Origin of the sequence: Clostridium peptidivorans (genome assembly GCF_900205925.1) — a bacterium.
Classification (GTDB): Bacteria; Bacillota; Clostridia; order Clostridiales; family Clostridiaceae; genus Clostridium_AK; species Clostridium_AK peptidivorans.
Genome location: NZ_OAOD01000002.1, coordinates 252511 through 266079, shown reverse-complemented (window position 1 = coordinate 266079; position 13569 = coordinate 252511). Strand labels below are relative to the sequence as shown.

The window sequence follows — 13569 nt, the reverse complement described above, 5'->3', positions numbered from 1 at the left end:
GGGGGATATAAATGAGGACTAGTGTTGAGCTTAATAATAGATGTCAGGCACCTAGTCTTAAAGAAAATACCCAACCTGCTTCAGCCTTTTTCTGGAGCTATTTCAGATAGAATGAATCGTAAGCAGATATTATTATTTTGCGATTTTACAAGAGGGTTACTTATAGGTATCATGGGGCTTTTATCTATTTTTAACGCTCTTTCTGTAGAGTTAATATATATTACAGCTTTGCTTATGAACATATTAAGTCAATTTTAGTTAATTCAACTTTATCAATACTGGTTTTTATGCATCCTAAAATAAAAGATATGGAATTATAATTATAGAGAACTTAAAATAATGATATAATAGGATATTTACTTAAGGAGAGAACAATATGAAACTAATAAGAGAGATAACTGAAAAGGACATTACAAATAAAGAAACTTATGAAGAGATTAGTTACAAAGTAAGAAAGGCTTCAAGAGCTATTGTATTTAATGAGGCAAATAAGATTGCATTATTAAATGTTTCTAAAGACAATTATCACAAACTCCCTGGTGGTGGAATAGAAAAAGATGAAGATATAATCACTGCACTAAGACGAGAGTTAATGGAGGAAGTTGGAGTAGAAATAAATGTTTTAAATGAATTAGGAATGATAATTGAGTACAGAAATGGATTCAAACAATTACAGATTTCCTATTGTTATTTATGTAAAGTAATTGGAGAATATCAAGAAACATCCTTTACAGAAGAAGAAAAAGATAATGGATTTATATTAGAATGGGTAAGTTTAAATGAAGCAATCTCCATTTTAGAGAAGGATAGCCCAGAGAAATACATGGGAAAATTTATAAAAGAAAGAGATTTAGAATTTTTAAAAACTGTAACGATGTAGAAATAGTACGATATTTTAAATTAATGTTGAACCTACCGTATGAGATTTGCATTTAAGAAGGCATTCACTGCACAAAGAAGCTCTAATATTCCTGAATTTAAATCACCTAAACTTTTTAAACTCGCTGTCGTTCAGACAGTAAAAAGTTTTTAACGGTGCTCTAAATTCAGAAATAAAGAGCTTCTAATGCTTGCTCAAAGTCTTCTACAATGCAAATCTCATACTATATTCAACATTAAAAATATCACCTATACTTGCTAAAGAAGGAAATTCAATGAGCTGAATTTCTAAAACATTTTAAGACTTGGTACTTAAAAATCTTTTAGGGCGGCAGCCCGGGAAGTTACAATAACTTGTATGAAATAAATGAAAAAATTTAATTTGTAAGTTAAAGATAAGGTAGTACTATAAAAGATTCCTAATAAAAAATAAGGCAGTTAATATTTTGCGACATGTCGGTCTCCGGACTTATCAGCCCTTTGATAAGTATCAATTTAAAAAAGAAATTTCGCCAAAGCGAAATTTGTTCCTTCAGTCAGTAAGTCTGAATGATATTTTAAATATTGAACATAAGTATAGGGTTTGCATCGTAGAAAGCATTGAATGAGCTTTAGAACGGCTTTATTTATAAATTTAAAATACAGTATAGAGCCTTCTACTGTCTGAGTGATAGCGAGTTTAGAAGGCTTAGGTATTTCAAATTTATAAATATTAGCCGTTCTTAGCGAAATGAACGCTTTCCTAGATGCAAATCCCATACGATAGATTCAATATTTAAAACTGTCTCAATTTCCTTTAAAGGGTACCATATAGTGTACAACTGGTGTTGATGAGGTTTCGGGCCTTACATTAACTTTGTTTTTAGGGAGTAAATTAGTAGCTAATGGATCGGGAGTTAGTAAATTTATCCAATAATTATCTTTAGCAAAAGAAAGTTTAAAGTAAAAAGATATTAAGCTTGTAATATCCTTTGAGATTATTTCAATGGATTTATTTAGACCGTTAAAATCTTCATTGCTATATATAATTATCGTGGATAAGGATTCATTAATATTTCTTATAAAGTTATAAAACTTGCTTTCAGGAGGAGCGTTTTTTATTAAATCAGTAACAGATTGGTCTTTCGAATCTTTGCTACAGATATAAGAATACGCAAAATCATTAAATAATTTTTTAACTCTTTCTAGCTTTTTATGATTTATTTCATATGCTGTAAGTGATAAATTTAGGTCTTCGATTAAGTGTTTTAAAAATAAGTTTAAATCCTGGATGCTACTGTATTTGGTAACTAAAGACACAAACTTATCATAGGGCAACCCTTCATAAGGAGCATGACTAATGTACGTTACCATACTTTTGATTGTACTTTTATCATGCTGTGCCAATTCATAAACAATTTCAACAGAATTCATGTAGCACATATCCAGAACCAACGCATCAATTTCACATCCTAAATTTTTTCCAGCAGAATTAATTGCTTCAATCATTTCAGGTATTCCCATAATATAAGGTATATTTAAGCTTAAATCCGTCATGCACCCTATAAAATTTGAACCATGATCAGATAATACAATCATATATTTTTCAGCTTTATAATTTTTAAATCCCCATTTTATGAATTCATATAAATTATTTGGGTCAGCCATATTAGCTTTATCTAAGTCTTGAATTAAAAAAGAGGTAGGACTTTGCATATAATATCGCCTTACACCAACCCAGTTATTTTTATCAGTGGACTTATTAGAATTTATAAGCCCAATTTGCATAACTACATTTACATCTTCATTAGAACCAATTTTTTCACAGTCTAACATATTTTTGTATATAGCATCCACCATTTCATTGTTGCCATCAGCATAAATTAAAATAGTCCACTTTTTTATTCTATTCATGTAAATCATCCTTTTAAAGTTTTGTAGTGCAATTTCATAATCAAGTTCTCCTAAAGTATTTAAATTGGGAAAGAACTTTCTAGTATCATAATATGAAGCTAAGCTTAAATTAGTTATAAGGTTATGTTTAAAATGTTAAAATGATTGAATATACTTGAAGATAGTGAAAAATCCCCTCCTTATTATATATTGCATTATATGGTAAAATATACTGAATAGATATTTAATATTAGGGGGCTAGATTATAATGTATTATGGAAACAAAGTTTGTTTAAGAGCTTACAAGGAAGAAGATATTAAAATAGCAACAGGATTTGTTAATGATAAGGAACTTAAAAAGTTTTTAGTTACAACTATACCATTTCCAATGAGCTTGTGGGAGGAAGAGGCTTGGATAAGATCTCAAACTGGTAATGAAAATGGTGAATATAATTTTGCTATAGAGCATTTAGAAACTAATAAATATATTGGAGGTTGTGGCATTCAAAAGGTGAATTGGATATCACGTGTTGCAACAGTCGGAATAATGATTGGAGACAAAGACTATTGGGGCAAGGGATATGGCACAGATGCAATGAAAGTGTTAATGCAGTTCATTTTTAAAAATATGAATATTAACAAAATAAGATTAAGTACATTTTCTTTTAATGAGAGGGCTAAGAAAAGTTATGAGAAATGTGGATTTAAAGTAGAGGGCGTTTTAAAAGATGAGATATTTAAGGAAGGAAAATATTATAATGAAATAATCATGGCGGCTTTTAGGGAGGAAGTTTAGTGAAAATATATTGAGAATTAAGATTTTCTGCGTACCTTGGTTATTATGTTATATTAAATTTAAATTATAAATAAATATGAAAAAGATATGCTAAAAGAATAATTAGCATACCTTTTTTTATGACTATTCACTAATCTTTATAGTTAATATATTTTTATAAACTAGAGATTAGTCACCAAAAATTGGAGATTAAATTGTCTTGTAAACTTCTACTATTATTCTGCTACAAGTCCTCTAGCCGTTGTGCATACAGTAAGGTTATCAATACCTGTTTCACATGCATTACCTGTAATTTTAATTCGCTTAATTATATTTTGGGAAGCTATAACACTTAGAGGATCCCAAGTATTAAAGCAATCATTAGAATTTGCAGGACCAGTGACTGATTTAATCAAATTATTATCTTCATCATATGCATTAATACTTATAGGAACAAAAGAAGTATAAAAAAGTTCTATGCTTGAAACAGCATTTGTAAAAGTTATATTACGTGAAGTATCAGGAAAATCTTTTTCTTCAAGCCAAAATGCTATGGCAATTGGAGATGGTTCGTTGGAAAAATTTCCATGATGATTCGTAAGAGTTAGCCATCCTGGAAATACCACTGTTGTAAAGCCTAAATTTGTATCAGGTATACAAGTTAAATTTCCATTACATTCAAAGGTTATTGTAGCACAATTTGTTCCATCAATTACTTCCATAGTTAAATCCTCCTAGAATTTTTTTGTAGTAAGTGATTAATAAGCATTAACTAGTACTTTTATAATTAAAGTTTTGGTTTAGTAAAACTTTAATAATTGGTTAATGATTAAATCACATTAGCTACTATCATAATATGAAAGTAAGCTTAAATTAGATATAATATTGTGTTTAAAAAGTGAATAGGGTAAGTTAAATTATCTGATTTAGATAAGCTAAATTTAAATAAAAAATGAGATAACTCAAAATTAAAACAGGAGATTGAATCACAATTTTCTGTTTTAATTTTTCTCAAACTTTGTCGAAGAAATGTACCAGAAATCATATTGTAAAACATATAATAATAGTGTAAAATTACACTAAAGATATAAATATACACGTTGAAATATCGTAAAACTTTATTTGCTCAAAGAATATTATAGAGGTGATAACATGGAGGGCTTAACACAAGAGGAACTTATCAGCATAGTTTCTAAAAAACTTAGACTTATAAGAAGTGAGTACAACTTCTCTCAAGATAAGATGGCTGAAGTGCTTGGAATTTCCAAGAAAACATTAATTCAAATAGAAAAGGAAAGAACAGAAGCTTCTTGGACACTGGTTATTGCAGTATGTGGACTTTTTAGAGAAAGTGAAATTTTAAAAATGATTTTAGGGGATGAACCTATAGAGCTAATAGAAACCATAATATTTCAAAATATGGCTACACCTAAAAATATGACTGGAGGTGGCAAAGCGTTTTGGAGAGATATTAATATAGAAGGGAAGTTTAAGCTTCAAAAGAATATAATAAGTTCACATTACAGGATAATTGATGGAAATAACAGAAGATGGTACAGTTCTTTTGATAAGGATTATATTTTAAAACAATTTAAAGACCTTTTGGAAGGAGGAAAAGATAATGAAGAAGAAATTGAGTAAAGATCGTTACAGATTTATTTTAAGAGAATTTAATGAGCAAAGAGATAGAGGAATAATTACTAAAGAACAAGTAGAGGACATGATGACCTTTTATGAAGAAGAATCATCAATGAACTTCATAAAAATTCTAGTAACTATTGGAGCAATTTTAGTAGGACTTGGAGTTTTAAGTTTTGTTTCAAGTAACTGGATGTATATTAACAAACCATTTAAGGTAAGTATCATCATTTTAGCTCTTGGACTTTCAATATTTGCTTCATTTAAATTAGAAAAGTCATACCCTAAAACTTCAAAGGCATTACTATATTTAAGTGTATTGATTTATGGAGCAGGAATATTTTTAATGGAGCAAATATTTCACTTCGGCGGAGAATTTACTCAATCTTTCCTACTATGGACCATAGGGGCAATACCGATAGGATTATTTTTAAGAGAAAAGATTATATTTATATTTACTCACATTTTATTTATGGTGTATATTAATGGAAGTTTTAATAATAATATAATAGCTTATTCAGTAATAATTTTATCCATTTTATATGCAGGAAATAAGTATTTTAATTTCTCAAAAATAGTAACATTTTTCAATAACTTAGTAGGATTAAACTTTTTACTATACTTCCTAAATTATATAGATGTGAAAGCTATATATGTAATATTAATTTTCTTTGTAATAGGTCTTGCAATGTATTATACAAAGCATAATTTAAACTTAGAAGTATTTAAATTTGAAGGACTTGTAACATTAGGAATAAGTGGGTTATTTTTAACTTCAAAGCACGCTTGGCAAGAATTAACTTTTATAAGTAACGGAAATGTAGTAGCAATTACCTGTGGAATTCTTTTACTAGTGTATTTACTAACTTTAGTTAAAAAGGGACTATTAGTACCACTAATATTTGTATGTGCTTTGATTTTAAGATATTATTTTGATACCTTATATGACTTCATGCCAAAGTCAATATTCTTCGTTGTTGGAGGAGTTATATTATTAGGTTTTGGTTATTACTTTGAAAGACTTAGAAAGAATTTAGGAGGTGCCTTAGATGAAAAAAATAACTAAAAGAAGAGAATTTAAATATCTAATGGCATTTTTAATACCATTTATTGTACTACTTTCTATGACAGTGAAGCCCGCTATAGCAAACGCTTGGGGAAGTGAAATACTCATAAAAACAAAACCTTTTGATCCTAGAGATGTGTTTAGAGGAGATTATGTATATTTAAATTATGAAATTAATGAGGTTACTTTAGACAAACTTGACGACAGTATTTTAAGCATTAGAGATGATAAAGAAGAATACGAACCTTTCAGAAAGCTTAGAAAGAAAGACTTATATGTAATTTTAAAAGAAAATAAAAGCTTTTATGAAATAGATAAAGTGTCTTTAAATAAACCTAATGAGGGAATATACCTTAAAGCAAAGTATAGATATACTCTTCAAGAAATGCCAGACAAAGAAGATCAAAATTTTGATAAGGAAAAGGGAAAATATATAGTACCAAAAGCTATTGGAATTAATGTGGATTATTCCCTGGATAAATACTTTGTGCCTGAAAATACAGGCAAAGATTTAGAAGATAAAGCATTAAAGGGAGAACTTTTAGCAAAAGTAAAAGTGTATAAGGGATATTCATTGTTAAAGGAAGTAATTGCAAAGTAACCATTTAGAAATATTGCGACATTTTTAATGTTGGGGGAGTATAGAATTTTCATCTATGAAGGTGGTTCATTTTGCTAACAACGGCTAATATTTATAAATTTAAAATACCTAAGCCTTCTAAACTCACTACCGCTCAAACAGTAGAAGGCTCTTAACGGTATTTTGAATTTATAAATAAAGCCGTTTTAAAGCTCATTCAATACCTTCTACGATGAAAATTCTATACTCCCTAGCATTAAATATCTCTTCATGAAAACTGCTTAAGGAAGAAATTCAGTGAGCTGAATTTCTAAAATATTTTAACACTTGCTACATAAAAATCTTTTAGGGCGGTAGCCCGGAAAGTTACAAGAACTTGTAATGAATAAGCGATATGAACAAAAAAATTTAATTTATAAGTTAAAGATAGGTCAGTATGATAAAATGTTGTTAATAAAAATTGAGTAATTAATATTTTACGACCTATCGGTCTGCGGGCTTCCCAGCCCTTTGATAAGTACCTATTTAAAAGGAACTTTCGCCAAAGCGAAATTCCTTCCTTCAGCAGTTTCAGTGATATTTTTAATGTTGAATATATAGTATGGGATTTGCATTGTAGAAAGCATTGAACAAGCAACTAGAAGCTCTTTATTTCTGACTTTAAAACACCGTAAAGAATTTTCTACTGTCTGAGCGACAGCGAGTTTAGAAAATTTAGGTGGTTTAAAGTCAGAAATATTAGAGCTTCTTTGCGCAGCGAACCGCTTTCCTAAATGCAAATCCCATACGGTAGATTCAACATTATCTTAAAATGTCGTATTTTCCTTTTACTCGTACCTAAAAACCTTTTTTCCAGTCTGCTACAAAATCATCAAGAACAGTATGAAGAACTTCTCCAATTTTTACATAATCCTCATCTTGAAGATTGGCAAGAGATATTCTAACGGACCATTCTGGTCCATGAAACCCAGAACTATCTAATAACACTATAGAAGATTTTTTAGCTAAATGAAATAAAATATCTACTGGTTTTTTATTTTCTCTTAAATACGTTGCAAAATCATCTCCATAATAATTGTATGCCCAATCTAACAAATTAAATTCTGTGTAATAAGAAGCATCATAAGGATCTTTTTTTAAGTTTAAGCCTAAACTATCAAATAACAGCTTTTGACGACGACGACAAATATCCATTGTAAGTTGTTTATATTTATTATTCTTGTCAATTAAAGCAAATAAACAGAAAAAAGCCATTTGTATTTGTTGAGGTGTTGATAATCCAGCTGTATGGTTTAGGGCTACTTGTCGACTATCGGCTACCATTCTATTAATAAAAGAAATATCCTCTGGATCATCTGCAAGTGCTTCATAACGGTGACATAGCTCTTTCTTCTTATCCTCTGGTAAATCTTTTAATAACTTATCAAAAATGTTTTCTTCATGTAATGCTACAATTCCAAGTCGCCATCCAGTAACACCAAAGTATTTTGAAAAGGAATAGACACCAATACAATTATAAGGCAAATCTGCTACTAAAGAGCGAAAATCATCCACAAAAGTGCCATAGACATCATCAGAAATAATCATTAAATTTTGATTATATTCCTTTACGATTTGAACTAGTTCCTTAACAGATTCAGGTTTTATTGCCACAGAAGGAGGATTACTTGGATTAACCACAAATAATGCTTTAATATTTGTATCCTTTAGTTTTTCAAGCTCAGATTTTGGATATTGCCAAGTGGGAGTTCCATCTTCTGCGGTATCTAATGCATTAATTTCAACTACATCAAAATCATAGCGAGACAAATGAGGAATTTCAAGATAAGGTGCAAAGATTGGCACCATTAAAGCAATTTTATCTCCTTTAGATAATAACTTATTTGCAATTAAGGAATCAAATATATAGCACATGGCAGCAGTGGCACCTTCCACAGCAAATAATTTAAATTTCCCTTCAGGAGGCTTATTATAACACATCTCTTGAATAAGATATTCATTAACAATTTTTTCTGTATGTATAAGCATTCTATCTGGTACAGGATAATTGTCCCCAATAATTCCATCCGCAAGTTCATACAAAAAATCATCAGGATTAAATTTAAGGTGCTCTATGCCATAATCTACAATGTTGTCTAAAAGCTCTATTCCCGGTGAATTTTTGTGACTTGATATGTAAGATTTAAAACGAGTATAAAGTTCTTCCGTTTGAGGCATTCCCGCTAAATCACCTTGATCCCAAACTCTACGGGTTTCTTCTACAGCAAACAAACCAAAGGTAAAGAAAGCTTCACGAGGAGTTGCAGCTGTCCAATTTGGATTACCCCTTCCAGCATCAAGTAAAGTACGAGTACTTTTTTCTGCCTGCTCCTTTGCAAGACTAACTAATTTATTTTTAAGCTCAAAGGGGCTTATATTGCCATAGATATTTTTTGTTTGTTCACGCTCTATATTTTGACTATCCATAAACCTTGAGACCTCCTTTTGATAATTTTTATGGAATTTGATTTATATTTAATCTCCAATCTTTAGAGCTTATTTAATTAAAATCTTAAATAAAGTATATAGCGATTAGATACTATAATTATGATTATCTATATTATAAGAAGTTATACTTATTTCATACTTGCACGATTTATAGAAGTTTATAATTTCCCTGTAAATCAGCACAACTCAATTCACTGGGAGATTTTCTTTAAAAGTTGATAAATTGTTTAAAAATTATATATTGAATAGTTTTATTTAAATAGCTATACTAAGAAGTGTAATTGTTAATTATTGTAAGGGAGTGTTAAATATGAAAAAAAGATTTAGTTATTATATGCCTACAGAAGTTATATTTGGGGCAGGAACTTTAAAGCAGCTTGCAAAGGTAAGTTTGCCTGGTAAAAAGGCGTTACTTGTTATAAGTGCAGGAACTTCTGTTAAAAAATATGGTTATTTAGATAGAGTAATTGATTACTTAAAAGAAAATGGTGTTGAAGCCATAGTGTTTGATAAAATATTGCCTAATCCTATAGTTGAGCATGTTGAGGAAGGAGCTAAGGTTGCAAAGAAAAATAAATGTGACTTTATAATTGGACTTGGTGGAGGAAGTACTATTGACTCTTCAAAGAGCATAGCACTTATGGCAACCAACGAAGGTGAATACTGGGATTATATATCAGGAGGAAGTGGGAAAGGGGAAAAAGTAAAAAATAATGCACTTCCAATTGTTGCAATTACTACAACGGCAGGTACTGGAACAGAAGCTGACCCATGGACAGTAATTACAAAAACTGATACAAATGAAAAGATAGGTTTTGGATGTAAATCTACTTTTCCAACTTTATCAATAGTAGACCCTGAGCTTATGGTAAGTGTACCTCCTAAGTTTACTGCTTATCAAGGTATGGACGCTTTCTTTCATGCAGCAGAAGGATATCTTGCATCCGTTAATCAGCCAGCAAGTGATTCACATGCATTAGAAGCAGTAAAACTTATAACTAAGAGTTTACCTATAGCTGTAAAGGATGGCAATGACATAGAAGCGCGCACCGAAGTTGCATGGGCAAATACTGCAGCAGGAATAGTGGAATCTTTATCTTCATGTATTTCTCATCATTCAATGGAGCATGCATTAAGTGCATATCACCCAGAACTGCCTCATGGAGCAGGTTTAATTTGTCTATCTGTTTCATACTTTAGTTACATGGCATCAAAGTGCCCAAATAGATTTATAGCACTTGCAGATGCCATGGGAGAAAAAGTAGAAGGAAATACTGATGAAGAAAGGGCACAGGCATTTATAACAGCATTGAAAAAATTAATTAAAAACATAGGCATGGAAGATTTAAAGTTATCTGACTTTGGAATTAAAAAAGAAGAAGCTCCAAAGCTTGCTAAAAATGCAATGGAAACAATGGGAGGCTTATTTACAGTAGATCCATATAAGTTATCCTATGAAGAAGTAGTAAAAATTTACGAAAACTGCCTATAGAAAAAGTACGACATTTTAAAGTAATGTTTAACCTACCGTATGAGATTCGCATTTAGGAAAGCGTTCACTGCGTAAAGAAGTTCTAATATTTCTGAATCTAAATCACCTAAATTTTCTAAACTCGCTGTCGCTCAGACAGTAGAAAATTCTTAACGATGCTTTAAATTCAGAAATAAAGAACTTCTAATGCTTGTTCAAAGCCTTCTACAATGCAAATCTCATACAATAGGTTCAACATTTAAAATGTCGTAATTTCCTTTTACTTGAACATAAATAATGCTGAAATAAATAAGACTACATAAACTATCTTCGTAAAAGCTCCATCTTTAATCTTGTGGTGAGCCAAGTTCCCAAGGACTGCACCTACTGCTAAGAAGGGTAAAGTGTAAAAGGAGAGTTTTAAAACATCGGGATTAATCCTGTGACTTAGAGTACTTTGTAATACTATAATGCTGTTTAATGTAAGCCAAATCATAGAGAGAGTTGCTCTAAAGTTAATTTTATTTGGGAGTTTTTCTGAAGCATAAAGTATGACAAAGGGCCCTCCAGAGGAAAAGGCACCATGTATGCATCCACCTAAAAATAAAAATATATTTAATATAGAACTATTTATAGACTTAACATGTTTACTTCCTTTATAAGTTATAAATAATCCTCTTATTGAAACTACAATCATAAATGCTCCAAGTATCTTTTTTAGTGTGCTTTCAGGTAATTTGTTAAATAGCCACATACCAACTGGAAGACCTAAAACTACGAAAACTGCAATTCTAAAATAGTGATCCCATAAAATATCTTTATAAGAGATTATGACAACATAAAATGAAAGAAGTAAACCTACAATTGTAAGAACGGGTTTTGCTATATTTATTCCAACTAACATTATGGCAAAAGGCATAGCAAGCACCGTGGAACCAAAACCTGTAAGTCCTTCTAAAAAATTAGTTGTTAATATTAATAAGCCCAGTAATAAGATGGTTAAGATAGTTATAATATAAAGCCCTCCTTTTGGCTAATAGTTAATACTGAAATTTTTCTTTATAAAATATATATATTCTAAGGAGGACATAAATATTTTTAAAATAATCTATTATAAGTAGAGTCTGTTAAATCTTCTAGCTTGACTTTGAGAGATGAAGTTATCATATATTCTAAATAATAGCTTAAAGTTAGGGCGAGCGGCCACATCCATAAAATAAGCAGAGGTTGTTGAGCCTTCTTTTCTATTTTCATTTAGTGCATTTATAATATCATTAGCATCTCCTATACCTATGCCATGACCATAATAGGTACCATTACCTAAGTCAATTACATTTTCACCTTGCCATTCAGGAGTTTCAGGATTCACATCTGGATTTTTGAAATATCTACGATCACCAGGTAAATAGTCAGGATATTTTTCAACGTAACCAATATGACGAAGTTCTCTATTAATATAGTGCCAATTCATCAAGTGAATTTTAGGAAAAACTTTATTAAACAGTTCTTCAGGATATATGTTTAAAAGTGCCTTATAATATAAAATTACCATAGCTGTAGCACATTCAGTAGCATATTGAGATCCATTTTCATAAATATCTTTAATTGCATCAGAAGCTTTTACTCCATCTTTTAATAAAAAGCCTCCTTCTGGGGTGAGTTCCCAGTATTTCTCGTTAGCCTTAGCATTTTCAAAGGTTTCAAAGGACAAACCACTTCTGTAAAGTTCTATGGCAGCTTTTATAATGTTAAGTCTAAGATTTATTTCAAATTCTAGCTCCTTTAATGATTCATATTCGTATTCAGTGCTGCTTGAGTCAAGTATGCTAATAATTTTAGTTGCTATACTATTTGATGAGTACTTTTGCATAATATCTTTTGTATCAAGTTTGTTTCCAGAAATTTTAATCATAATAAATTCCTCCCATTCTAGCACTTCTTATTTGAGATTTAATTGGGGAGTGAATCCAAGTGTTCCAAAAGTACAAGTTTTGACGATACACAGCATATGAAAAGTTTGAAAGAAGTTTTTGAAAATCATTATTTAATTTATTAAATTCATCTAAAAGATTAAATTCATACTTTGTTAAGGAGGTTATAGGCTTCCCTGTATCCACTGATACTCTTTTGCAAATATATTTAGCAGGATAAATTATAGTGTAAGGACAGGGATTAGTTGTAAGTTGAAAACTTTCCCCAGTATATTTTAAAAATAATTCATTGTCTTCTAGCCAATTGGTGAAATGTAGATATTTATTAAGATTAGTTGTATTTCTGTAACCATTTATTCCAGGTATAAATGATAAGAGCTCTTCTGCCAGTTCAATATCTTTTAAGTTTGATGATTGAAGTTTACTACCAATAAGATTTAAACTAGAGGGCTCTCGCGCTTCAAAAAATGCCCAAATTAAATTATGAGTAAAGAGCCCCTTTCTATGACGTAAAAAAATAGCATTTGCCACAGCAGGTAAAATGCTTTTATCCTTATAATTGCATATTAAAATAGCTGCAATCTTATCAAAAGTTTTATCACAATCTTTATCAAGTCCAACATACTTAGTCAATTCATAAAAATTTTTAATTAATTTTTCAGGAGTGTCATTAAGGTTTATATTATTTAACAGGGACTTAGAAGTTAAAGTTTCTCTAAACACATGTATTCCACCTTTTTAATAATTACAATACATATTATGCAAAGAAGCATTAGTAGGTACCTGTAGCATTATAGAAATGAATAAAAAAATAAATGCTAATACAAGGTAGGAGAAGATAATCGAGTTTGATTGGAAGTAATAGCCTTT

At 30.2% G+C, this 13569-nt stretch carries 13 protein-coding genes; 7 read left to right on the top strand and 6 right to left on the bottom strand.

Translation table 11 applies throughout. From position 1 onward, the window contains the following. The first annotated feature begins 24 nt into the window (after positions 1 to 24). The gene (locus tag CRN98_RS17455) at positions 25 to 258 is read left to right on the top strand and encodes an MFS transporter (RefSeq protein ID WP_143331270.1); all 234 of its coding nucleotides are present in this window, start codon (positions 25 to 27) and stop codon (positions 256 to 258) included. Positions 259 to 376: 118 nt separating this feature from the next. Next, positions 377 to 880, top strand: coding sequence for an NUDIX hydrolase (locus CRN98_RS03100; RefSeq protein WP_097025961.1), 504 nt, complete (start codon positions 377 to 379; stop codon positions 878 to 880). A 785-nt stretch (positions 881 to 1665) separates the two neighbouring features. On the opposite strand, the gene CRN98_RS03095 is transcribed toward CRN98_RS03100, so the two are convergent. Further along, the gene (locus CRN98_RS03095) at positions 1666 to 2772 is read right to left on the bottom strand and encodes a clostripain-related cysteine peptidase (protein WP_097025960.1); all 1107 of its coding nucleotides are present in this window, start codon (positions 2770 to 2772) and stop codon (positions 1666 to 1668) included. Between the two features lie 247 nt (positions 2773 to 3019). Here CRN98_RS03095 and CRN98_RS03090 point away from each other — a divergent pair, with 247 nt between their 5' ends. Further along, positions 3020 to 3547, top strand: a complete 528-nt coding sequence (locus CRN98_RS03090; protein ID WP_097025959.1) for a GNAT family N-acetyltransferase — start codon at positions 3020 to 3022, stop codon at positions 3545 to 3547. Positions 3548 to 3762: 215 nt separating this feature from the next. Here CRN98_RS03090 and CRN98_RS03085 read toward each other — a convergent pair whose 3' ends face one another. Beyond that, positions 3763 to 4248, bottom strand: a complete 486-nt coding sequence (locus CRN98_RS03085; protein WP_097025958.1) for a hypothetical protein — start codon at positions 4246 to 4248, stop codon at positions 3763 to 3765. Positions 4249 to 4678: 430 nt separating this feature from the next. Between CRN98_RS03085 and CRN98_RS03080 the strand changes: the two genes are divergently transcribed. Genes CRN98_RS03080 through CRN98_RS03070 form a run of 3 tightly spaced genes read left to right on the top strand, consistent with a single transcriptional unit; the run spans position 4679 to position 6831 of the window. Continuing rightward, positions 4679 to 5167: a helix-turn-helix transcriptional regulator gene (locus CRN98_RS03080; protein ID WP_097025957.1), complete on the top strand. Its 489-nt coding sequence runs from the start codon at positions 4679 to 4681 to the stop codon at positions 5165 to 5167. Further along, positions 5148 to 6230 carry a DUF2157 domain-containing protein gene (locus CRN98_RS03075; protein WP_097025956.1) on the top strand — a complete coding sequence of 361 codons (1083 nt, stop codon included), beginning with the start codon at positions 5148 to 5150 and terminating at the stop codon, positions 6228 to 6230. The genes CRN98_RS03080 and CRN98_RS03075 overlap by 20 nt, the downstream gene beginning before the upstream one ends. Then, entirely contained in the window at positions 6214 to 6831 is a 618-nt protein-coding gene (locus CRN98_RS03070) for a GDYXXLXY domain-containing protein (RefSeq protein WP_097025955.1), read from the top strand. The genes CRN98_RS03075 and CRN98_RS03070 overlap by 17 nt, the downstream gene beginning before the upstream one ends. An 816-nt stretch (positions 6832 to 7647) precedes the next feature. Here CRN98_RS03070 and aspD read toward each other — a convergent pair. Beyond that, the gene (gene aspD / locus CRN98_RS03060) at positions 7648 to 9276 is read right to left on the bottom strand and encodes an aspartate 4-decarboxylase (protein ID WP_097025953.1); all 1629 of its coding nucleotides are present in this window, start codon (positions 9274 to 9276) and stop codon (positions 7648 to 7650) included. Positions 9277 to 9607: 331 nt separating this feature from the next. Between aspD and CRN98_RS03055 the strand changes: the two genes are divergently transcribed. Next, positions 9608 to 10789, top strand: a complete 1182-nt coding sequence (locus tag CRN98_RS03055; RefSeq protein WP_097025952.1) for an iron-containing alcohol dehydrogenase — start codon at positions 9608 to 9610, stop codon at positions 10787 to 10789. A gap of 259 nt (positions 10790 to 11048) precedes the next feature. Here the strand turns inward: CRN98_RS03055 and CRN98_RS03050 are convergent, their stop codons facing one another. The 3 genes from CRN98_RS03050 to CRN98_RS03040 all read right to left on the bottom strand — a co-directional run bounded on the left by CRN98_RS03050 (position 11049) and on the right by CRN98_RS03040 (position 13422). After that, on the bottom strand, positions 11049 to 11696 hold the full coding sequence (locus CRN98_RS03050) for a sulfite exporter TauE/SafE family protein (RefSeq protein ID WP_242960793.1): 648 nt from the start codon (positions 11694 to 11696) through the stop codon (positions 11049 to 11051). A gap of 183 nt (positions 11697 to 11879) precedes the next feature. Then, complete coding sequence (locus CRN98_RS03045) at positions 11880 to 12680, bottom strand: protein-glutamine gamma-glutamyltransferase (protein WP_097025950.1); 801 nt, start codon at positions 12678 to 12680, stop codon at positions 11880 to 11882. Beyond that, a complete protein-coding gene (locus CRN98_RS03040) occupies positions 12673 to 13422 on the bottom strand; it encodes a hypothetical protein (protein ID WP_097025949.1) in 750 nt (249 codons plus the stop codon). Before CRN98_RS03040 ends, CRN98_RS03045 begins: the two co-directional genes overlap by 8 nt. Positions 13423 to 13569 lie beyond the last annotated feature (147 nt).

What these genes read in the sequence shown, in the direction of transcription:
- CRN98_RS03090 (WP_097025959.1), top strand. Translation starts at nt 3,020, where the DNA reads ATGTATTATGGAAACAAAGTTTGTTTAAGAGCTTACAAGGAAGAAGAT.
- CRN98_RS03045 (WP_097025950.1), bottom strand. Translation starts at nt 12,680, where the DNA reads ATGATTAAAATTTCTGGAAACAAACTTGATACAAAAGATATTATGCAA.
- CRN98_RS03055 (WP_097025952.1), top strand. Translation starts at nt 9,608, where the DNA reads ATGAAAAAAAGATTTAGTTATTATATGCCTACAGAAGTTATATTTGGG.
- CRN98_RS03070 (WP_097025955.1), top strand. Translation starts at nt 6,214, where the DNA reads ATGAAAAAAATAACTAAAAGAAGAGAATTTAAATATCTAATGGCATTT.
- CRN98_RS03100 (WP_097025961.1), top strand. Translation starts at nt 377, where the DNA reads ATGAAACTAATAAGAGAGATAACTGAAAAGGACATTACAAATAAAGAA.
- CRN98_RS03095 (WP_097025960.1), bottom strand. Translation starts at nt 2,772, where the DNA reads ATGAATAGAATAAAAAAGTGGACTATTTTAATTTATGCTGATGGCAAC.
- aspD (WP_097025953.1), bottom strand. Translation starts at nt 9,276, where the DNA reads ATGGATAGTCAAAATATAGAGCGTGAACAAACAAAAAATATCTATGGC.
- CRN98_RS03080 (WP_097025957.1), top strand. Translation starts at nt 4,679, where the DNA reads ATGGAGGGCTTAACACAAGAGGAACTTATCAGCATAGTTTCTAAAAAA.
- CRN98_RS03075 (WP_097025956.1), top strand. Translation starts at nt 5,148, where the DNA reads ATGAAGAAGAAATTGAGTAAAGATCGTTACAGATTTATTTTAAGAGAA.
- CRN98_RS03085 (WP_097025958.1), bottom strand. Translation starts at nt 4,248, where the DNA reads ATGGAAGTAATTGATGGAACAAATTGTGCTACAATAACCTTTGAATGT.